The organism is Frankiales bacterium (assembly GCA_016125335.1).
GTDB lineage: Bacteria > Actinomycetota > Actinomycetes > S36-B12 > CAIYMF01 > Longivirga.
In genome coordinates this window covers 24,867-44,548 of record WGLY01000033.1, presented here as the reverse complement: position 1 = coordinate 44,548, position 19,682 = coordinate 24,867, and the positions used below count along the sequence as shown (strand labels likewise).

General features: G+C 74.0%; 18 protein-coding genes and 1 pseudogene. 8 read left to right on the top strand and 11 right to left on the bottom strand.

The features are described from left to right. Positions 1 to 147: 147 nt before the first annotated feature. The 5 genes from GC157_16495 (at position 148) to GC157_16475 (ending at position 4,018) form a co-directional block, all read left to right on the top strand. Entirely contained in the window at positions 148 to 471 is a 324-nt protein-coding gene (locus GC157_16495; protein ID MBI1379058.1) for a hypothetical protein, read from the top strand. 155 nt (positions 472 to 626) lie between these two features. Further along, on the top strand, positions 627 to 1,232 hold the full coding sequence (locus GC157_16490) for a molybdopterin-dependent oxidoreductase (GenBank protein ID MBI1379057.1): 606 nt from the start codon (positions 627 to 629) through the stop codon (positions 1,230 to 1,232). Next, entirely contained in the window at positions 1,202 to 1,969 is a 768-nt protein-coding gene (locus GC157_16485; protein ID MBI1379056.1) for an oxidoreductase, read from the top strand. The genes GC157_16490 and GC157_16485 overlap by 31 nt, the downstream gene beginning before the upstream one ends. Positions 1,970 to 2,031: 62 nt before the next feature. Beyond that, the gene (locus tag GC157_16480) at positions 2,032 to 2,256 is read left to right on the top strand and encodes a DUF2630 family protein (GenBank protein MBI1379055.1); all 225 of its coding nucleotides are present in this window, start codon (positions 2,032 to 2,034) and stop codon (positions 2,254 to 2,256) included. Positions 2,257 to 2,344: 88 nt separating this feature from the next. Next, a complete protein-coding gene (locus tag GC157_16475) occupies positions 2,345 to 4,018 on the top strand; it encodes a DNA alkylation response protein (protein MBI1379054.1) in 1,674 nt (557 codons plus the stop codon). Between the two features lie 17 nt (positions 4,019 to 4,035). Here the strand turns inward: GC157_16475 and GC157_16470 are convergent, their stop codons facing one another. From GC157_16470 to GC157_16445, 6 genes are all read right to left on the bottom strand, one after another. Beyond that, a complete protein-coding gene (locus GC157_16470) occupies positions 4,036 to 4,590 on the bottom strand; it encodes a pyridoxamine 5'-phosphate oxidase family protein (GenBank protein MBI1379053.1) in 555 nt (184 codons plus the stop codon). A 78-nt stretch (positions 4,591 to 4,668) separates the two neighbouring features. Continuing rightward, positions 4,669 to 5,511: a 1,4-dihydroxy-2-naphthoyl-CoA synthase gene (menB, locus tag GC157_16465; protein MBI1379052.1), complete on the bottom strand. Its 843-nt coding sequence runs from the start codon at positions 5,509 to 5,511 to the stop codon at positions 4,669 to 4,671. A 41-nt stretch (positions 5,512 to 5,552) separates the two neighbouring features. Then, positions 5,553 to 7,046 carry a hypothetical protein gene (locus tag GC157_16460; protein MBI1379051.1) on the bottom strand — a complete coding sequence of 498 codons (1,494 nt, stop codon included), beginning with the start codon at positions 7,044 to 7,046 and terminating at the stop codon, positions 5,553 to 5,555. A gap of 155 nt (positions 7,047 to 7,201) precedes the next feature. Continuing rightward, positions 7,202 to 8,377, bottom strand: coding sequence for an acyl-CoA dehydrogenase (locus tag GC157_16455; protein MBI1379050.1), 1,176 nt, complete (start codon positions 8,375 to 8,377; stop codon positions 7,202 to 7,204). A 43-nt stretch (positions 8,378 to 8,420) separates the two neighbouring features. Then, positions 8,421 to 10,505, bottom strand: a complete 2,085-nt coding sequence (locus GC157_16450; protein ID MBI1379049.1) for a CoA-binding protein — start codon at positions 10,503 to 10,505, stop codon at positions 8,421 to 8,423. Between the two features lie 95 nt (positions 10,506 to 10,600). Further along, a complete protein-coding gene (locus GC157_16445; protein ID MBI1379048.1) occupies positions 10,601 to 11,239 on the bottom strand; it encodes a hypothetical protein in 639 nt (212 codons plus the stop codon). Between the two features lie 131 nt (positions 11,240 to 11,370). On the opposite strand from GC157_16445, the gene GC157_16440 reads away from it, so the two are divergent. Continuing rightward, positions 11,371 to 11,766: a DUF2237 family protein gene (locus GC157_16440; protein MBI1379047.1), complete on the top strand. Its 396-nt coding sequence runs from the start codon at positions 11,371 to 11,373 to the stop codon at positions 11,764 to 11,766. 26 nt (positions 11,767 to 11,792) lie between these two features. Here GC157_16440 and GC157_16435 read toward each other — a convergent pair whose 3' ends face one another. Then, positions 11,793 to 13,220: a DUF2252 domain-containing protein gene (locus tag GC157_16435; GenBank protein MBI1379046.1), complete on the bottom strand. Its 1,428-nt coding sequence runs from the start codon at positions 13,218 to 13,220 to the stop codon at positions 11,793 to 11,795. 74 nt (positions 13,221 to 13,294) lie between these two features. Here GC157_16435 and GC157_16430 point away from each other — a divergent pair, with 74 nt between their 5' ends. Together GC157_16430 and GC157_16425 are read left to right on the top strand one after the other, a co-directional pair. Continuing rightward, positions 13,295 to 15,013 carry a hypothetical protein gene (locus GC157_16430; GenBank protein MBI1379045.1) on the top strand — a complete coding sequence of 573 codons (1,719 nt, stop codon included), beginning with the start codon at positions 13,295 to 13,297 and terminating at the stop codon, positions 15,011 to 15,013. A gap of 118 nt (positions 15,014 to 15,131) precedes the next feature. Further along, positions 15,132 to 16,451 (top strand): FAD-dependent oxidoreductase, encoded by a 1,320-nt coding sequence (locus tag GC157_16425; GenBank protein MBI1379044.1) that lies wholly within the window; start codon positions 15,132 to 15,134, stop codon positions 16,449 to 16,451. Positions 16,452 to 16,464: 13 nt separating this feature from the next. On the opposite strand, the gene GC157_16420 is transcribed toward GC157_16425, so the two are convergent. The 4 genes and pseudogenes from GC157_16420 to GC157_16405 all read right to left on the bottom strand — a co-directional run bounded on the left by GC157_16420 (position 16,465) and on the right by GC157_16405 (position 19,674). Next, the gene (locus GC157_16420; protein MBI1379043.1) at positions 16,465 to 17,256 is read right to left on the bottom strand and encodes an ABC transporter permease; all 792 of its coding nucleotides are present in this window, start codon (positions 17,254 to 17,256) and stop codon (positions 16,465 to 16,467) included. Positions 17,257 to 17,261: 5 nt separating this feature from the next. Then, complete coding sequence (locus GC157_16415; GenBank protein MBI1379042.1) at positions 17,262 to 18,215, bottom strand: ATP-binding cassette domain-containing protein; 954 nt, start codon at positions 18,213 to 18,215, stop codon at positions 17,262 to 17,264. Beyond that, the gene (locus tag GC157_16410) at positions 18,212 to 19,087 is read right to left on the bottom strand and encodes a DUF4097 family beta strand repeat protein (protein ID MBI1379041.1); all 876 of its coding nucleotides are present in this window, start codon (positions 19,085 to 19,087) and stop codon (positions 18,212 to 18,214) included. The genes GC157_16415 and GC157_16410 overlap by 4 nt, the downstream gene beginning before the upstream one ends. A 53-nt stretch (positions 19,088 to 19,140) precedes the next feature. Then, positions 19,141 to 19,674, bottom strand: a pseudogene (locus GC157_16405) (hypothetical protein). Positions 19,675 to 19,682: the final 8 nt, after the last annotated feature.

Sequence of the window (19,682 nt, the reverse complement as noted above, 5' to 3'; positions counted from 1 at the left end):
GGCCGCCGGGGCAGCGACCCGTCGAGACTCACGGCTGTCACCAAGCCGGGGACGCGGGCGGGCCGGCGGCGTCACACTCGCGCCATCGCCCCGCGTCCGGCGGGACGCGGCGCCGCCGGCTTCCGGCGGCCGGGAGGGTGATGCGACGTGTGGGCCCAGCTGATGACGATCCGGAGCCAGCCGGAGAACGAGGAGCGCCTGCGCGAGGTCTTCGCGCAGCTGCGCGCGGTCGAGCAGCCCGGGTCGGGACTGCTGCGCACGATGGCGATGCGCAGCCAGGCCGATCCCGCGACTGTGTACACCCTGGTGATCTTCGAGAGCGAGGCGCACGCGCGCGCCCGCGAGAACGACCCGCGGCGCGAGGCCGGGCTGGCGCAGGTGCGCGCCCTCATGGGCGAGGTCCTCGAAGGGCCGCCGCAGTTCACGGACCTCGACGTCATCGTCGACCTCCCCGGCGCCGACCCGGCCTGACCCCGACCTCGGCCGATGTCACTGGTGAAATGGCTGCTTCCCGGGCCGGGAGGCGACCGGTTCACCAGTGACATCGCGGGCGGACCGACTGACAGGGGCCGCGCGCGCACCTAGCGTGGGGGTCCACAGCCGCCGAACCCGTGAGGGGCCGCGCCATGTCCGTGACACGAGGGTTCCTGGGGCACCGGCGCGAGCGCGACCCGCGCCTGCCCCCCGGGCAGTACAACGCCGGCGACGACTGGCCGGTGCTCACCGCCGAGGTGACGCCGAACCTGCGCACGGATGCGTGGACCCTCACCGTCGACGGGCTGGTCGAGCGCGTGAGCACGTGGACCTGGGACGAGGCGCACGCGCTGCCGCAGTCCGAGTACCACGGCGACATCCACTGCGTGACGACGTGGTCGAAGCTGGGCACCGTGTTCGGCGGCGTCAGCGTCGACGAGGTCCTCGACGCCGCAGGCCCCCGGCCGGAGGCCACGCACGTGATGGCGACGTCCACCACGGGCTACACGACCAACCTCCCGCTCGAGGACCTGCGCGGCGGCAAGGCCTGGGTCGCGTTCACGTTCGGCGGGCTGCCGCTCACGACGCACCACGGCGGGCCCGTACGGTTGCTCGTACCGCACCTCTACTTCTGGAAGAGCGCGAAGTGGGTCACCCGCCTCACGCTGATGGACCACGACGAGCCCGGCTTCTGGGAGCGCAACGGCTACCACGACCGGGGCGACCCCTGGCAGGAGCAGCGCTACCAGGGCGACTGACACCACCGACGACGGAGGAGCACGCCATCGACACCGGCACCCCCACCGCCCCGCGCGGGGGCTGGCGCCGCGCCACCGTGCGCGAGGTGCGCGACCCGGGCGGAGCCGTCGTGCTGCGCCTCGACGTGCCGGACCGCGTCGACCACATGCCCGGCCAGCACTACGTCGTGCGCCTCACCGCGGACGACGGCTACACGGCGGCGCGGTCGTACTCCGTGGTGTCCGCGCCGTCCGACCCGCTGGTGGAGCTGTACGTCGAGCGGCTCGAGGACGGTGAGGTCTCGACGTTCCTCGCCGACGTGGTGGAGCCCGGCGACGAGCTCGAGGTGCGCGGCCCGATCGGCGGCTGGTTCGCCTGGGACGGCGAGACCCCGGTGCTCGCCGTCGGCGGCGGATCCGGTGTCGCGCCGCTGGTGTCGATGCTGCGCCACGCGCACGACCTCGGGCGTCCCGAGCTCGTGTGCCTCGTCGCCGCGGCACGCACGCTCGCGCAGACGCCGTACGCCGAGGAGATCTCCGGCGGGTGCCAGGTGGTGGCCCTGTCGCGCGAGACGTCACCCTCGGGCCGGGCGGCCTCGCGGCTGTCCGCCGCGGACCTCGCCCCGCTGGTGGAGGGCCGGCGCACCGCCTTCGTGTGCGGCTCGGCCGCGTTCGCCGAGGCGGCCAGCCAGCTGCTGGTGTCGGTGGGGATGCCCGCCGGCTCGATCCGGGTCGAGCGGTTCGGCCCGAGCGGCTGACCGTCAGCCCCCGCGTGCCGTTCCCCGACGGCGCGTCCCGCCCGACCGACGAGGAGAGCACCGTGGACGACCTGCACCGCCAGATCAGCGACCTGATCGAGGAGGAGCACCGGCTGCGCTCGGCCCCCGCGACCGACGCGTCGCGCTCCGAGCTGTCCTCGCTCGAGACCAGGCTCGACCAGCTCTGGGACCTCATGCGCCAGCGCGCCGCGCGGCGCGACGCCGGCCAGGACCCGTCCGGGGCGCACCAGCGGCCGGCGTCGGAGGTGGAGGGCTACCTCCAGTAGCCGCACCGGACGCGGACACGTGGCCGGCGTCGGAGGCCGACTGCCGCCCCGCGGCGCCTCCGACCCGGCCGCGACGGAGACTGGGGTCATGACCACGACGTCCCGCACCGGCGCGCACCCGCTCCCCCACGTCACCCACGAGGTGCTCAACCAGGCACCCCCGCGCGAGGACGTCGACGAGCTCGCGACCAACCCGGTGCTGGTGGAGGCCGTGCGCCGGCACGGCGCGGAGTGGGCGCTTCACGAGCTCGGGACCGTCGGCCGGCTCGTCGGGAGCCGCTCGTTCCAGGACGACGCCGCCACCGCCAACACCCAGACGCCGACGCTGCGCGCGTTCGACCGGCACGGCCGGCGCGTGGACGAGGTCGACTACCACCCGGCGTACCACCGCATCATCCGCGAGGCGGTCGCGCACGGCGCGCACACCTCCGCATGGGCGGACCCGCGCCACGGGGCCAACGTCGCCCGGGCCGCGGCGTTCATGCTCTTCAGCCAGGTGGAGCCCGGCCACGCCTGCCCGGTGTCGATGACGCACGCGGCGGTGCCCACGCTGATGCTCCAGGCCGACGTCGCCGAGCAGTGGGTGCCGCGGCTGCTCTCGCGCGAGTACGACCCCGAGCTCGGCGACGGCGCCAAGGCCTCGGCGATCCTCGGGATGGCGATGACCGAGAAGCAGGGCGGCTCCGACGTGCGCGCCAACACCACCACCGCCGTGCCGACGGGCGCCGGCGGGTCGGGCGGCGAGTACCTGCTCACCGGCCACAAGTGGTTCTGCTCGGCGCCGATGTCCGACGCCTTCCTCGTGCTCGCGCAGGCGACCGGGGCGGCGGGCGAGGGCCTCTCGTGCTTCCTGCTGCCGCGCGTTCTCCCGGACGGCACGCGCAACGTGTTCCGCATCCAGCGGCTCAAGGACAAGCTGGGCAACCGCGCCAACGCCTCCTCGGAGATCGAGCTCGACGGCTCGGTCGCGCTGATGGTCGGCGAGCCCGGGCGGGGCGTGCGCACCATCATCGAGATGGTCAACCGCACCCGGCTCGACTGCGTGCTCGGGTCCGCTGCGGGCATGCGCCAGTCGGTGGCCGAGGCCGTGTGGCACGCCCGCCACCGGGCCGCGTTCGGCCGGCTCCTGGTGGACCAGCCCGCGATGGCCGCCGTCCTCGCCGACCTCGCCCTGGAGTCCGAGGCGGCCACCGTGACCTCCGCGTGGCTGGCCGCCGTCCATGACGACGACGCGCCGCTGCGCCGCCTGGCCACGGCGGTCGCGAAGTACTGGATCTGCAAGCGGGGGCCGCACCACTCCTACGAGGCGCTGGAGTGCCTGGGCGGCAACGGGTACACGGAGGACTTCCCCCTCGCCCGTCGCTACCGCGAGCAGCCGGTGATGGCCGTGTGGGAGGGCTCGGGCAACGTCATCGCGCTCGATGTGCTGCGCGCCCTCGACCGCGAGCCGGAGTCGTTCGTCGCCTTCGACCACGAGCTCTCGCTGGCGGAGGGCCACCATCCGGTGCTCGACGCCCATGTCGAGGACGTGCGGGCGCAGGTGCGCGCGATCGCCGCCGCCGGGCCCGACGAGGCGCAGCGCGGCGCTCGTCGGCTCGTGGAGTCGATGGCCCTCGCGCTCCAGGCCTCCCTGCTCACGCGCTTCTCGCCGTCAACGGTGAGCGAGGCGTTCGTGGCTGCGCGGCTCGGCGAGCAGCGCGGGCACGAGTACGGCGTGCTGCCCCACGGCACGGACGTCGAGGCGATCCTCGCCCGCCACTGAGCACGAGCCTCGGTCGCTCAGCCCTCTGCCGGCAACGCCGGGAGGCCGTCGATGCTCGTCGCGTTCTTCGCCGCACGGTAGGCCGAGAGCTCCTCGTCGCTCTTGCGGGAGGCCCACGACTCGAGCAGGTCGCGATCGCCCACGTGCTCGTAGAGCGGGACGGCGAACCCGCACGAGTCGCTCACCCGGGTGACGTCCACCGTCACGACGGCGCGCACGCCCGGGCGGGCGGGGAACCGGGCGACCAGCTCGCCCCACTCCGGGTCGTCGGGGGTGTGCACCGTGCCGCGGCCGTGCAGCCGCACGATGTTCGGCGGCCCGTCGAACGCGCAGAACATCACCACGATGCGCCCGTTCTCGCGCAGGTGGGCCAGCGACTCGGCGCCGCTGCCGGTGAGGTCGAGGTAGGCGACCGTGCGCTCGTCGAGCACCGCGAAGGTGTCGCGGTGCCCCTTGGGCGAGAGGTTCACGTGGCCGTCGGCGTCGAGCGGCGCCGTCCCCACGAAGTAGACGTGCTGGGCCTCGATGAAGTCCCTCAGCCGGCCGTCGATCGTCTCGTGCACCCGTCCCATGGCCCGACGCTAGTGCGCAGGCCTCCCCGCCCCCGTCCCGTTCCGCGATCCGGACGCCCGGCGGCCGGCCGGTGGGGGTCAGGCGCGGTGGGGGAACTGGGCGAAGTCCGGGGTGCGCTTGGCCTTGAAGGCCTCACGGCCCTCCTGGGCCTCGGCCGAGCCGTAGAACAGCAGGTTGGCGTCGTGCGCCAGCTGCTGGATCCCGGCGTACCCGTCCTCGGCGGCGTGGAAGCTCGCCTTCATCAGCCGCAGCGCGAACGGCGAGAGCGCCAGCATCTCCCGGCACCAGCGGACGGTCTCGGCTTCGAGGTCGGCGAGCGGCACCACCGCGTTGACCAGGCCCATGTCCAGCGCCTGCAGCGCGTCGTACTGGCGGCAGAGGAACCAGATCTCCTTGGCCTTCTTGGGCCCGACGAGGTCCGCGAGCAGGCTCGCGCCGAAGCCGCCGTCGAACGAGCCGACCTTGGGGCCCACCTGGCCGAAGCGAGCGTTGTCCGCCGCGATGGTCAGGTCGCACACCACGTGCAGCACGTGACCGCCGCCGATCGCCCAGCCGGCCACCATCGCCACGATCGGCTTGGGGCAGCGGCGCATCGCGACGTGCAGGTCGGTGACGTGGAAGCGTCCGGTGGCGTTCTCGTCGGTCTTGTAGCCGCTGTCGCCGCGCACGCGCTGGTCGCCGCCGGAGCAGAAGGCCTTCTCGCCCTCACCCGTGAGGATGATGACCCCGACCGACTCGTCCTCGCGCGCGAGCGTGAGCGCCGCCGAGATCTCGATGAGCGTCTGCGGGCGGAACGCGTTGTGCACCTCGGGACGGTTGATCGTGATCTTCGCGATCCCGTCGTCGGAGACCGCGTAGCGGATGTCGGTCCAGTCGCCGTGCTCGTGCCAGACGACGGAGGGCGTGGTGGTGTCGGTCATGAGGACATTCTGCCGACCATGCCCCCGGTCCGCCCCTGGGGCTACCGGGACTTGATGTAGCCCGAGATGGCGGAGGCGGTGCCCGCTCCTGCCCAGTTCAGCGGTACCACCTTGAAGCGGTAGTACTTGCCTGACGTCAACGGCGTGACCGTGGCCCTCCGGCTGGTCGTGACCGGGTCGGCGAACCTCCTCCACACCGTCGAACCCTTGACTTGGTAGTAGATGGCGTAGTCCCGGGGGGCCGAGATGCCGCCGGCGGTGGACGGCGCCGTCCAGGAGATCGTGATCCTCCTCGCGGCCGTCGACGACCCGGTCGGCCGGCCCGGCGCCGAGTTGACGAGCACCACGCGGTACGGATTCGCGGCGATCCCGAACGCGTTGCCCGGGCCGGTGCCGTCGGGAGCGTTGTTGGACGTCCCGTCGCCCAGGCGGCCTCCGCTGCCGTTGCCCCAGCACCAGACGCGACCGCCGTCGGCGATCTCGCAGCTGCCCCAGTACGAGCTCCACACCGAGGTGGCCTTGGCGAGGCTCGCGGTGGCGCGAACGGGAGCGGCCTGGGTGACGTACTGCCCGTCCCCGAGACGGCCGAGGTCATCGGTGCCCCAGCACTTCACCAGCCCGGCGATCGTCACGCAGCCGCCATAGGGAGACATGGCGAGCGACGTGGCTCCTGCGACGCCGAAGACCGGGACCGGGGTGGCGGAGTGCGTCGCGCTCGTCGCCGCCCCGAGCGCCCCGTACGAGTTGTCGCCCCAGCACGACACCGTGCCGCCCGCGCGCAGCGCGCAGGAGTCGTTGTAGCCCACCACGACGGCACTGGCGTCGGAGATGCCCGCCACGGTCACCAGACCGGTGCGGGGCGAGGTCGTGCCGTCGCCGAGCTGGCCGGAATCGTTGGCGCCCCAGCAGACCACGCGCTTGTCTACGCGCCGCACGCAGGCATGCAGGCCGCCCAAGGAGACGTCGGTCGCTGTCGTGATCCCCGCGACCTTGACGGGCGAGTCCTGCTGCGTCGACGGGAACCCGGTGAACCCGGGCCACTGGGGGTTGCCCCAGCACCAGACCGTGCCGTCCTGCCTCACCGCACAGGTCGCGTTGAGCCCGACCGTGACTGCGGCGACGTTGGTCAGGCCCGGCACGGTCGTGGGCGTGGACACCGCGGCGCTGGTGGTGCCGTTGCCCACCATCCCCTGGTTGTTCGCGCCCCAGCACTTCACCGTGCGATTGAGCATCAACGCGCAGACCGTGGCGTTGTTCACCGAGACCGATCGCGCGAGCGAGGTCAACGGCGACGTCACAGGGGCGACGGCCAAGCTGGGATTGACGTCTCCGCGCCCGAGCTGACCCGACGCGTTGGCCCCCCAGCAGTAGATCATCGCGCTCTCGCGGACGGCGCACATCGTGAAGTTGTCGCCGGAGATCACCGGTTGGGAGCCGTCGGCGATCCCCGAGTCCCATGCCCACGCCGGGGCCGCAGGAACGAGGGCCGCGATCGCGAACGCGGTCATGACACCGATGGACACAAGGCGCTTCATGCTGTCTCCCTGCCCCAGGCAGACCGACCACGACGAGCGGGCGCGCGCCGCCGGTGCTAGCGGCAAACGTACGGCGCACAGGTCCGCCGACGGCCCCCGCCACGCCGAGGCGTCGCGGTGCCGGCCCCGTGACGGCGGACGGAGGGCTCGCGCCGTCAGACCTGGGCGCCGGGAAGGCGGAGGACGCCGAGCCCCCGCTTGATCAGCTCGTTCGCGACCACGAGGCGCTGGATCTCCGAGGTGCCCTCCCAGATCCGGTCGACGCGCACCTCGCGGTAGATGCGCTCGACCGCGAACGAGCGGTCGTAGCCGCGTCCGCCGAAGACCTGGAGGCACCGGTCCGCGACGCGGCCGGACGCCTCGGAGGCCGACAGCTTCGCGATGGACGCCTTGGCGTGCATCGTCTTCGGGTCGGCGCCTGCGTCGATCTCGCCCGCCACCTGGTGGTAGTAGGCACGGTTGACGGCGATGTCGACGGCCGAGTCGGCCAGCATCGCCTGCACCAGCTGGAACTCGGCGATCGGGCGCCCGAACTGCTCGCGCTCGACGGCCCAGTCGCGCGCGTGCTGAAGGGCACGCTCCGCCGCGCCGATCGTCCGGGCGGCGATGAGCAGCCGCTCCTCGACGAACCACTCCTTGGTCAGGTCGAAGCCCTGGCCGACCTCGCCGAGGACGTGGTCGTCGGGCACGAGGACGTCGGTGAAGCCGATCTGCGGGTGCCCCAGCACCGGCGTGTGCATGAACGACGGGGTGTGCAGGATCTCGACGCCGGGCGAGTCCTTCTCGACGAGGAAGAGCGTCGGCGCGGCCTCCGGGCCGGCGTTGGCGTGCACGATGAGGAAGTCGGCGACGTCGCCCGCGGTGACGAACCACTTCTCGCCGTTGATGAGCCAGCCGCCGTCGACCTTCGTGGCCGTCGTCGTCACGCCGCCCGCGTCCGAGCCGGCGCCCGGTTCGGTCACGGCGTAGGCGTCACGCACCTCGCCGCGGATCACGGGGAGCAGGAAGCGCTCCCGCTGCTCCGGCGTCGCGTGCACGAGCACGTTCGCCGGCCACCAGGTGAAGTCCCACAGGCAGTTCGTCGCCTTCCCCACCTGCTCGGAGACGATGACGCGCTCGAGCATCGTGAGGCCGGCGCCGCCGAGCTCGCGCGGCATGTTCATCGCCCACAGGCCGGCGTCGCGCGCGCCCTGCTCGAGCTCGCGCTGGATCGCCGGGTCGAGCCGGCCCCCGGACGCCTCGACGGCCTCCTCGTGCTGCATGAGGGTTTCGACGTACGCCGCGGCCCGCCGCTGGAGCTCGACCTGCTCGGGCGTGTACTCGAAGTCCATGACTGCCTCTCGTGCTCGGACGGACGTGGGGTGAGCGGTGGTGTCAGGGAGCCGCGACCGCGCGCGCGTCGAGGGCGAGGACTCCGTCGGGCGTGGCCAGCAGGGGGTTGACCTCGAGCTCGCCGAGCTCGGGGTGGGCCGCCGCGACCTCGGAGATCCTGGAGACCGCGTCGGCGAGGGCCGCGACGTCGACCGCGGCGCGGCCGCGCACGCCATCCAGCAGGGCCGCCCCGCGCAGGCCGCGCAGGAGCGCCTCGACCGTGCCGGGCGAGGCCGGCGCGAGCGCGAACGCGACGTCGCCCAGAACCTCCGCGTGCACGCCGCCGAGGCCCACCATGAGCACGGGACCGAAGCGGTCGTCCCACCGCACGCCCGCGATGACCTCGACACCGGCAGCGACGTCGGCCATGGCCTCGACCGTGACGGACGGAGGAGCGAGCCGTGCGACCAGCTCGGCGTGGGCGGAACGCACGGCGCGCTCGTCGCGCAGGCCGATCACCACGCCACCCGAGTCGGACTTGTGCACCAGCCCCATCGCCTTGAGCACCACGGGATACGCCGGCCGGTCGGTGGCGAGGACCTGCTCGAGCTCGGATGCGTCGCGCACCACGGCGGCGTCGGGGAACCGCAGCCCGGACGCCTGCAGCAGGTCGCGCGTCGCGAGGTAGTCGGTGCCCGCGACAGGTGCGGCCGCCGGGGGCACGGTCAGGTCGTCGCGCGGCGCCGCAGGCGGGCCGCACACGGCGGCGAGCGACCGCGCGGCCTCCTCCAGGCCGCGGAAGACGGGGACGCCGACGCCGTGCAGCGCGTCGAAGCTCGCGCTGCGCGGGAAGATGGTCTGGACCACGACCGGCGCGTCCTGCGCGGCCACCACCTCGGCCGCGCGCCGCGCTGCGTCGAGCTCGAGCGGGCCGAGGACGCCCGGCTGGTCGGCATAGCCGCCGAAGTACCCCACCCAGAGCACCCCGTCGACCTCGTCCGAGCCGAGCAGCACCTCCAGACCGCGCGCGTAGCTGTCCGGGTCCTGCTCCCCGGCGCCCGCGAGGTCGACCGGGTTGGAGGTGGTGGCGCCCGGCCAGGTCGCCGCGCGCAGCCGGTCGCCGAGGGCCACCGACAGCTCGGGGACGACCAGCCCCGCGTCGGCCGCGACGTCTGCGGCCACCGACCCGTGCCCGCCGCCGTCGGTGAGCACCGCGACCCGTCGCCCCGAGGTGCGGCGGGGGGAGACCAGGGAGGCGAGGAGGGTCACCATCCGCTCCGGCGCGTCGACGCGGTGCACCCCACCCGCCAGGCAGGCCGCGTCGACGACCGACGACGGGCTGGTCAGCGCACCGGTGTGGGACGCCGCGCCGCGCGCCGCAGCCCGGGTGCGTCCGGGCGCGAGCAGCACCACCGGCTTTCCGGCGTCGGCGAGGTCACGGGCGGCGGCAACGAGGTCGCGTCCGTCGACGAGGTCCTCGGCGTACACCGCGACCGCGCGCGTGGCGTCGTGGTCCACGCAGGAGCGCATGAGCTCGGCGAGGGTGACATCGGCCTGGTTGCCGAGGGAGACGAACCTCGCGATCCCGAGGCCCTGCAGCGCCAGCCGGTCGTCGAGGTCGATCACGAGGTTGCCGCTCTGCGAGAGCACCGTGATGGGGCCGCGCCGCACCGGGTCCGACGAGAGCAGCAGACCCGTGCTCGTGTCGGCGACGCCGAGGCAGTTCGGCCCGACCAGCACGGCCCCGGCGGCCCGGGTCCGGCGCACGGCCTCGGCCTCGATCGCCGCGCCCTCGGGCGAGGCCTCCCCCAGTCCCGCCGTGACGGCGACGATCGCGCGCGCCCCGGCGGCGAGGGCGCTGTCGACGGCGTCGAGGAACCCGTCCGCGGGGACGCAGACGGCCACGAGGTCCACGGCGCGGCCCACCTCGAGCAGCGATCGGGCCGCCGGGATGCCGAGCACGGTGCCGCCTCGCCGGTTGACCAGGTGCAGGTCGCGACCGGAGGGCGAGGACAGCAGCTGGCGCGCGATGTGGTGGCCCCATTTCGCCGTGTCGTCGCTCGCTCCGACCACCGCGACGGACACCGGGTCGAAGATCGCACCGAGGTCCCGCGCGGCTCCGGCCGTGCCGCTCGCCACCCGCTGCATCTGGCCCTCTCACCCGTCGGCGTCCTGATCCGCGAGTCAGTCAAGCAGACGGCCCGCGTCCCGGGGCAGCCTCCCCCGGACCGTTGCGTGCGACCTCAGACCAGCTTGGGGTAGAGACCCACGAGGACGACGGCGACGACGAACAGCGCCAGCCCCAGACCGAGCAGGGCCCACTGCGCGCCGCGGGTGCGCATCCGGCCGGAGATCGCCGCGAAGAACAGCACCGAGGCGAACGCGACCGTGAGGAGCGTGTAGTTGTCGCCGCGCTGGTTGTAATCCAGGGCCTGCTGGAACTTCGCGTCTGCGAGCGCGTCCGACGCCTTGGCCTGTGTCGACTCCGGCACGACGTACTGCGGCATGTCGAACGGCGACGCCGGCGCCTGCGCGTTGTTCTGCGGGTCGGTCGCCCTCCAGGCGCCGAAGGCCGTTTTCAGCGGCTCCGGGAAGCGCTCGGCGAGGTAGGCGGCGAGGGTCTCGTCGCCCTGCGCCTTGGCCTGCAGCCACTGGGTGTACAGCGACACCTGCACGGTGATGCGGCGGTTGGCGTCGCCGTCGAGGCGGGCGGCCTGGATGCGCGCGGAGCTCGCCTGGCTGAACGAGATCGACATCGCGCCGCCCCACTTGCTCGACTGGAAGCCGGCCCAGGCGGTCAGGATGGTCGTGATCGAGAGCAGGACGACGGCCACCAGCTCGCGCCAGTCGCGCCCCTCGGTCCCCGTGTCGGCGTCGGTCACGCGGTCAGTATGGACAGCACCCGCCCGCGACGGCGGCCGAAACGGTCCAGCGGCGCGCGCCCTCCCGAGCCGCCTCCTCCCGGCGTACGGGGATCCTCGACGGATGCGCGTCGGCGCCTAGTCTGGGAGGCATGGATCCGCAGGCGAACGTCCACGGCGACCCCCTCGAGGTGTGCAGCCTCGAGCCGCTGACCGGCTTCTACCGCGACGGCTTCACCACGACCGGGCCTGACGACGTCGGCTCGCACACCGTGTGCACCGTGGTGACGGCGGAGTTCCTGGAGCACCAGCGCCGCGTCGGCAACGACCTGTCGACGCCGGTGCCCGAGTACGGCTTCCCCGGCCTGGTGCCGGGCGACCGCTGGGCCGTGTGCGCGGCCCGCTGGTGGGAGGCCTACGCCGACGGCGTCAAGGCTCCCGTCGTGCTGCGGGCGACCAATTCCGCAGCGCTCGACACCGTCCCCCTCGACGCCCTCGTCGAGTGCGCCGCGGACGCGCCCGACGACCCCTCCGAGCTGTTCGCCTGACCTCCGGGTGGGTCGACGCCAGTGCGTCAGAGCCCGCTGACCGCCGTCACCGAGCCGTCGTCGATCGCCGCCAGCAGCGCGGCGTGGTCGCGCTCGTTGAGGTCGGCGTACGCGACTGCGAAGTCGGCGACCGCCTGGTCGAACGTGTCCTTGCGTCCGAGGTACGACGCGATCGCGACGCGGTCGCCGGCGCGGGCATGGGCGCGGGCGAGCGTCCAGCCGCACATCTGGCCGTACACGGTCATCCCCTCCGGGAGCATGGTCTCGATCGGCAGGGACATCTTCCAGTCGCGCAGCTGGCGGACGTAGAAGTCCCGCTCGGCGCCGTCGGTGAGCACGCGCTGGTAGCCGAGGAAGATGTCGCTCGCGGCCTGCATGAGCCGCTGCCCGTGCACCACGCGCTGACCGCTCTGCCCCCGCGTCGTCGTGCCGGTGACCGTCTCGATGACGGACGCCGTCGCCTCCTTGCCCTGCAGGAACAGCGGGTCGCCCTCGTCGATCCCCTGGAGCAGCAGGATCCAGCAGCGCGTGCCGACGCTGCCGACCCCGACGACCTTCCTGGCCATGTCGACCAGCTGGTACTGCTCGATCAGGTGCTTGCGGTCCGAGGGCAGGCTCGCCCGGTAGGAACGGATGAGCACGCGCATCTCGTGCATCACCTCGTCGCGGTCGCGGTCCGGCGCGAGCTCGTCGATCGTCTCGACGAGCGGCGGGTCGCCCACGATCCGCGGCTTGCCGTCCACCTGCGTGGTCAGCTTGTCCAGCGCCTGCATGCTGTCGCGCGTGCGCGCCTTCGCCAGTGCCGCCTCGGTGCGCCGGGCGCCCTCGAGCGACAGCTTCCCGCGCACCGCCTGGAAGGTGCGGTCGACGTCGAGGCGCGCGTACCAGACGTCCAGCGAGCCCATCGTCGCGAAGTGCCGCATCGCCGTCCGGTAGGACGCGACGGCCGCGAGCACGAGGGCACGGGTCTGCTTGCGCTTGAAATCGTTGCCGCGCGCGGCGATCTCGAGACTGGCCGCGAGGCGCTTGACGTCCCACTCGAACGAGCCGGGCGCCGTCTCGTCGAAGTCGTTGATGTCGAAGAGCAGGTTGCGCTCCGGGGACCCGAACACGCCGAAGTTGGACAGATGGGCGTCCCCGCACAGCTGCGTGCGCAGCCCGGTGGTCGGGGTGCGCGCGAGGTCGCTCGCCATCACGAGCGCGGCTCCCCGGTAGAACGCGAAGGGCGTGGTCGCCATGCGGCCGTATCGGATCGGCACCAGCTCTGGGACCCGCGTCGCGCCCTGGGACCTCAGCAGCTCGACGGGATCGGGCCGCCCGGTGCCGGCGTCCAGGGCGGAGTGGGCGTCGAGCGGCACCCGGGCCCTGGCCGCCTTCCCGGCGGCGGCCCGGTCGGCCCGGGTCGGGTGGCTCAGCTTGGGCGGGCGGGCGGTGGTGCTGGTCGTGTCGGCCATGGGAACTCCTTCGTCGGCGTCGGGAGTCGAGGGAATGATGGCGCTCACCGCCCCCTGTTCGCAGGTCGCGCGGGATGTCCGGGCGCCGTCCGTGCCTCGGGCCGCGGCTGGGGAGCGGTGACGGCGGCCCGCCGCTCGGGCACGATGGCCGCATGGACCCCGCGGCGGAACGGGAGCAGGCACGGTCCGCGCACGACCGGCGGGACTGGCCGGCCGCCCGCGACGCCTTCGCCGCAGCCGACGCGCGGGAGCCGCTCGGCGCGGTGGATCTCGAGGCGTGGGGCCTGGCCGCGCTGCTGGTCGGGCTGGACGCCGAGTCGGACACCGTCCGCGAGCGCGCGCACCACGCGTTCCTCGGCGGGGGCGACCTCGACGGCGCCGCCCGCGTGGCGTTCTGGCTGGGGCTGGCGCTGCTGATGCGCGGCGAGCAGGCCCGTGCCGGCGGCTGGTTCGGGCGCGTGCGCAGCGTGCTCGGCCCCGCGTTCGAGGCCTCGGTGTGGCGCGGGTACGAGTCCGTGAACGACGGCATGCGCGCCCTGTTCGCCGGCGAGGCCGACCACGCGCTCGCCGCGCTCGGCGGCGCGATCACGGTGGCGGAGCGGTTCGACGACACGGCCCTGCGCGTGCTCGCGGGCAACGGCCACGGCCAGGCGCTGCTGGCCCTGGGCGAGTCACGACGCGGGCTCGCGGAGCTCGACGAGGTGATGGTGCTCGCGACGACGACGCCGGGGGTCACACCGCAGGCGGTGGGACTGGTCTACTGCGCCGTCATCGCCGTGTGCCGCGAGTGCCTCGACCTCACCCGCAGCGCCGAGTGGACCGACGTCCTCTCCCGATGGTGCGAGGACCAGAACGGGCTGGTGCCCTATCGCGGCCAGTGCCTCGTGCACCGGTCCGAGGTGATGGCGATGCGCGGGCGCTGGGAGGCGGCGGCCGAGGAGGTGCGCACGGTCATCGACCGGCTGGCCGACGTGCCCGGCGACGCGGCCGCGGGCATGGCGCACTACCAGCTCGGCGAGCTGCACCGGCTGCACGGGCACGACGACGCGGCCGAGGCGGCGTACCGGCACGCCCTCGCCGCCGGGGTCGACCCGCAGCCCGGCCTGGCGCTGCTGCGGCTGGCGCAGGGCCGCGCCGCGACCGCCTTGCTCTCCGTGCGCCGGGCCCTCGACGAGGTCGCGCTTCCCTTCGGGCGCACCCGGCTGCTGCCCGCGGCCGTGGAGATCGCCCTGGCCGCCGGCGACACGGGCACGGCGCACGCGCTGGCCGACGAGCTCGCCTCGGCCGCGGCAGCCGGGTCGCCGGTCGTGGCCGCCGCAGCCGCGCAGGGACGGGGCGCGGTCGCACTGGCCGACGGCCGGCCCTCCGACGCGCTGGGACTGCTCCGCACGGCGCTGCAGGCCTGGACCGCGCTCGAGGCGCCGTACGAGACGGCCCGGTGCCGCACGCTGCTGGCGCGCGCGTGCGACGCCGTGGGCGACACCGAGACCGCGGAGCTCGAGCGGGCGGCGGCCCGCTCGGTGTTCGCCGCGCTGGACGCCGCGCACGACCTCGCGGCGCTCGACGACGGCCCCGCCGGCGCGGACCGCGGTGCCGCACCGGCCGGGCTGACGCCGCGCGAGCTCGAGGTGCTGCGCCTGGTGGCCACCGGCGCGAGCAACCGCGAGGTGGCCGAGCGGCTGGTGCTCTCGGAGAGGACCGTCGCGCGTCACATGGCCAACATCTTCCTCAAGCTCGGCGTCTCCTCGCGCTCCGCCGCGACGGCGTTCGCCTTCGGCCACCGGCTCGTCTGAGCCCCCGCGCGGCCGGCGACCGGCCCGGCGGTCTGCACATGCATCTGCACAGTTCTGCCGACGAGGACGCCGCCGTCGCGCGCCTAGCGTCGCGCCACCCGAGACGCAGGAGGCGGACATGCAGGTGCTGGTGGCGGGCGGCGGACCCGTCGGGACGTACACGGCGATCGCGCTCGCGCGACACGGCCACGTGGTGACCGTCGTCGACCGCGACCCGGGACCGGGTGCGGACGGCGAGTGGCAGCGCAAGGGCGTGATGCAGGGCACGCACCCGCACGGGTGGCGGCCCGGCGTACGCCGGGCGCTGCTCGCCGAGATGCCCGACGTGTACCAGGAGATCCTCGCCGCGGGCGCCCGCGAGCAGCGGCCGCCCGGCGTCCCCGACGCGATGGCCGCCATGGCCACGGGCTACTTCTGCCGGCGCCCGGTGGTCGAGCGCGTGCTGCGCGCGGCGGCGCAGCGGCAGCCCGGCCTCACGTGGCTGACCGGGCACGTGGACGACGTCGTGGTCGAGGACGGGGTCGCGCGCGGCCTCGTCGTGGACGGCGACCGGCTCGACGCCGACGCGGTGGTCGTGGCGACCGGGCGGGTGAGCCACCTGGGCGAGCGCCTGCGCGGCCGTGTCGAGGGCGGCCCGTGCGGGTCGGCGTACATCTTCCGGCAGTACCGGGCGCGCGAGGCGGAGTGGGCGTGCGACCTCACCGTGCCGTCGTTCTCGACCGGGCCGGGCTACGTGTCGCTGGTGATGCCGCAGGACGACGCGACGCACTCCGTGCTGGTCGCCTATCCCGTGGACGCCCCCGAGTTCGCGGCACTGCGCACCGCCGACGGCTTCGCCCTGATGACGCAGGCGATCCCGAACCTGGCCCCGTGGACCGACCCGGAGCGCTACGAGCCCGTCACCGAGGTGACCGTGGGCGGCAACCTCACGAACACCTACCAGCTGCAGGGCCCGGCGCTGGGCATGCCGCCGGCGCGCGGGCTCTACTTCGTGGGCGACGCGATCCTCACCACGAACCCGGCGGCCGGCCGCAACCTCTCGCTGCTGCTCGGCCACGTGCAGCACCTGCTCGCCACCCTCGACACCGTCGACGACCCCGACTCCGTGTCGCTCGCGCTCGACGAGTGGGCCGAGCAGCACGTGCGTCCCTGGTTCGAGGACCACGTCCGCTGGGACCGGACGCTGCTGCGCCGGTTCGCCGGCCAGGACCTCGACCTCGACGAGCGCATCCCGTCCGACGTGATCTGCGCGGCCGTCGAGGTGGACCGCTCGATCCTGCCGAACGTCATGATGTACCTCGGGATGGCCGCAGGACCCGACGTGCTCGACCCCGTCGAGGACACGGTGCGCACGCTGCTGCGCGACGGGTGGCGACCGCGCACGGACGGCCCCACCAGCGCCCAGCTCGCCGCGCTCGTGTCCGCCGTGCCGGCCTGACCGGCCGACAGGATCAGCGCGTGGGACGACGGTCGAACAGCCGCTGGGCCCAGAGGTAGGACAGCACGGCGATCAGCACGCTCCATCCGATCGCGAGGGCGACGTCGCGACCGCTCGGCGAGCCGAGCAGCAGCCCTCGCACGGACTCGATCGTGGGCGTGAACGGCTCGTTCTCGGCGAACCACCGCAACGCCCCCGGGAGCGACTGCGTGGGGACGAAGCCGCTGCTGAGGAACGGCAGCAGGATGAGGAACATCGGCAGGTTGCTGGCGCTCTCCGGGGTCTTGGCGACCAGCCCCAGCGCGACGGACAGCCAGGTGAGCGCCACCACGAACAGCGCGACCACCCCGGTGGCGGCGAGCCACCCCGCGATCCCGGCGTTGGGCCGGAAGCCCACCGCGAGGGCGACGAGGAGCACGGCGAGCACGCTGAACATCGCCTGGAGGAAGCTGGCCGTGGCGTGCCCGGTGAGCACGGCCGAGCGTGTCACGGGCATGGTGCGGAACCGCGCGATGAGGCCGGCGTCCATGTCCATCGCCACGGAGATGGCGGTGCCCTGCGCCGCCGCGGCGACGGTGATGACGAGGATCCCGGGCGTCACGTAGTCGGCGTAGCCGGCGCGCCCGAGCGCGCCGACGCCGAGCCCCGCGCCGAGCGTCTCGCCGAAGACGTAGACGAACAGCAGCAGGAACACCACCGGCATCCCGACGAGGATCAGGGTCATGCTCGGGTAGCGGATGATGCGGCGCAGGCTGCGCCGGGTCATCGTCGAGGAGTCGTGGACGGCGAGTGCCAGTGCGGACATGTTGATCAGCTCCGCTCGTCGTGCCGGTGGCCCGTGAGGCTCAGGAACACGTCGTCGAGGTCGGGCAGGTGGACGGACAGCTCGTCGGGGACGAGCGAGCCGTGGTCGAGGGTGTCCAGCAGGGCCCGCAGCGCCGGCACGCCGCCGTCGCTGGGCACCTGGAGCGAGAGGCCGGACTGGTCCGGCGTCGAGCGCGGGAACGCCCGGGCGGCGGCGTCGAGCTGCGCGGCGTCGGCGAACTGCAGCCGCACATGACCGCCCGGCACCAGGCGCTTGAGCTCGGTGGGCGTGCCCTGCGCCACGATGCGGCCGGAGTCGAGCACGGCGACGTGGTGGGCGAGGTGGTCGGCCTCCTCGAGGTACTGCGTGGTGAGGAAGACCGTGACGCCGGACCCCGCGAGCTCGCGGACGATGTCCCACATGGCGCGTCTGCTGCGCGGGTCGAGCCCGGTGGTGGGCTCGTCGAGGAACAGGATCTCGGGGTCCCCCACGAGGGTCATCGCGAGGTCGAGCCGGCGGCGCATGCCGCCTGAGTACGCCGCCGCGGCCTTGCCGGCGTCGGCCTCGAGGTCGAACCGCGCGAGCAGGTCGTCGATGCGCCGCTGGGCCGCGGCGCGGTCGAGCCGGTGCAGCCGCGCCATGAGGGCGAGGTTCTCGCGGCCGGTGAGCAGGTCGTCGAGGGCGGACGCCTGACCGGTGACGCCGATCCTCGCGCGGACCGCGGCGCCCTCCTGAGCGACGTCGAACCCGCCGACCCGGGCGACGCCGCCGTCCGCGGGGATCAGGGTCGAGAGGATCTGCACCAGCGTGGTCTTGCCGGCGCCGTTGGGGCCGAGCAGGGCGAACACCGTGCCCGCCTCGACCGCGAGATCGAGGCCGTCGAGCACCATGGCGTCGCCGTACGCCTTGCGCAGCCCCTCGGTGACGATCGCGGTGCGCGTGGCCGTCGCGGTGCTCATGAGCCGTCCTCCCCGTCGTCGGCGACGACCGCGCGCAGCACCTCGACGTCGCCGGCGCTGGTGCGTGCCCGGACCTCCACCCGGCGCTCGTGCGGGCCCGGCTGGGACACGGACTCGAGCTCGCTGCGGACGGCGCCGAACGAGGTGCCGAGGTCGAGCAGCGCCGCCGTGCCCGGCGCGACGCCCACCTGGACACGACCGATGGAGGTGCTCAGCTCGACCGTGCCCTGCTCGACGGAGCCCACGCGCAGGCTGCCGTTGGCCGAGGTGGCGTGCACGTCGCCGTGCGCCCGCTCGACGGTGATGGCCCCGTTCGCGGACTTGACCCGCAGCGGTCCCCCGCTCTCGCCGATCTGCGTGTCGCCGTTGGCGTTCTTCACCTCCGCGCGTCCGTCGATCCGGTCGATGCGGACCGAGCCGGATCCGGTCGAGCAGTAGGCGTCGCCGCCGATGCGCCGGGCGTCGATGCTGCCCACGCCGGTGCGCAGGTCGGCGTCGGCGGCGTCCTGCAGCACGATGTCGCCGGCGGAGGTCTTGAGCCGGCAGTCGCCGAGCTCGCCCTCGACCGTGATGCATCCGGCCGAGGTCTGGGCCTCGACCTGCGAGCCCGCGGCCAGCCGCACCGACACGTCGATCGCGCCGTAGCGGCGCCCGAAGATGATCGGCCCGATCGTCGGCCCGACGACCCGCAGGCGGCCGTCGTCGAAGGACACCTCGGTGGCCTCGGCGGCCCGCCGGTCCTTCTCGTTCGCGGGGTCGGCCGGGACGACCTCGACGCTCGTGGCGCCGGCGTCGTCCACGGAGACCCGCAGGCTCCCCATGTCGACCTTGAGGTAGGCGCTGATCGGTCCCTCGGTGGCGAAGCTGGTCATGGCGTGCTCCTTCGGTGCTCGTGCGGTCGCGACGTGACGGTGCGGGGCGGCGCTCACCGGGCCCACCCCCGGTAGCGGTCGCCCCCGGAGCGCGACGGGCCCGGAGACGGGACGCGCCGCGTCGACTCGGTGGCCAGGGCGCCCGTGGCGGCGCGCACGAGCCAGGCGTTGACCGAGAGGCCGGCGGTGCGCGCGGCGTCCTCGACCCGGTCCTTGAGGTCCTGGCCGAGACGCAGGTTGATCCGCGTCATCGCGTCCTCGCCGCCGGCCGGGGCGGAGGGCGCCTCCACCACGGCCTCCGGGGGCGCCTCGGCGTGCGGCGGCGGCGTGACGACGAGCTCCGGGTCTCGCCCGCGCAGGCGCACCTCGACCGACCCGGGGGCGAGCTCCTGGGTGATCTCGGCGGCAGCCACGGACAGCGCCTCGAGCAGGGCGAGCCGGAAGGCCGACTCGAGCGGCGCGGCGAGCCGCTCGGCGAGGTCGCGGGCCTCCGGGCCGGCCGGTTCGGCCGCCGCGAGCAGCTGGCTGCGCAGGTCGATCAGGTACGGGGTGAGCTCCATGGCGCCACTATGGCATCACTATGGCACCACACGCA

Bases quoted from the DNA above. Each gene is read 5' to 3' on its own strand.
- GC157_16490 (MBI1379057.1), top strand. From the start codon at position 627: ATGTCCGTGACACGAGGGTTCCTGGGGCACCGGCGCGAGCGCGACCCG.
- GC157_16475 (MBI1379054.1), top strand. From the start codon at position 2,345: ATGACCACGACGTCCCGCACCGGCGCGCACCCGCTCCCCCACGTCACC.
- GC157_16470 (MBI1379053.1), bottom strand. From the start codon at position 4,590: ATGGGACGGGTGCACGAGACGATCGACGGCCGGCTGAGGGACTTCATC.
- menB (MBI1379052.1), bottom strand. From the start codon at position 5,511: ATGACCGACACCACCACGCCCTCCGTCGTCTGGCACGAGCACGGCGAC.
- GC157_16460 (MBI1379051.1), bottom strand. From the start codon at position 7,046: ATGAAGCGCCTTGTGTCCATCGGTGTCATGACCGCGTTCGCGATCGCG.
- GC157_16455 (MBI1379050.1), bottom strand. From the start codon at position 8,377: ATGGACTTCGAGTACACGCCCGAGCAGGTCGAGCTCCAGCGGCGGGCC.
- GC157_16450 (MBI1379049.1), bottom strand. From the start codon at position 10,505: ATGCAGCGGGTGGCGAGCGGCACGGCCGGAGCCGCGCGGGACCTCGGT.
- GC157_16440 (MBI1379047.1), top strand. From the start codon at position 11,371: ATGGATCCGCAGGCGAACGTCCACGGCGACCCCCTCGAGGTGTGCAGC.
- GC157_16435 (MBI1379046.1), bottom strand. From the start codon at position 13,220: ATGGCCGACACGACCAGCACCACCGCCCGCCCGCCCAAGCTGAGCCAC.
- GC157_16430 (MBI1379045.1), top strand. From the start codon at position 13,295: ATGTCCGGGCGCCGTCCGTGCCTCGGGCCGCGGCTGGGGAGCGGTGAC.
- GC157_16425 (MBI1379044.1), top strand. From the start codon at position 15,132: ATGCAGGTGCTGGTGGCGGGCGGCGGACCCGTCGGGACGTACACGGCG.
- GC157_16420 (MBI1379043.1), bottom strand. From the start codon at position 17,256: ATGTCCGCACTGGCACTCGCCGTCCACGACTCCTCGACGATGACCCGG.
- GC157_16415 (MBI1379042.1), bottom strand. From the start codon at position 18,215: ATGAGCACCGCGACGGCCACGCGCACCGCGATCGTCACCGAGGGGCTG.
- GC157_16410 (MBI1379041.1), bottom strand. From the start codon at position 19,087: ATGACCAGCTTCGCCACCGAGGGACCGATCAGCGCCTACCTCAAGGTC.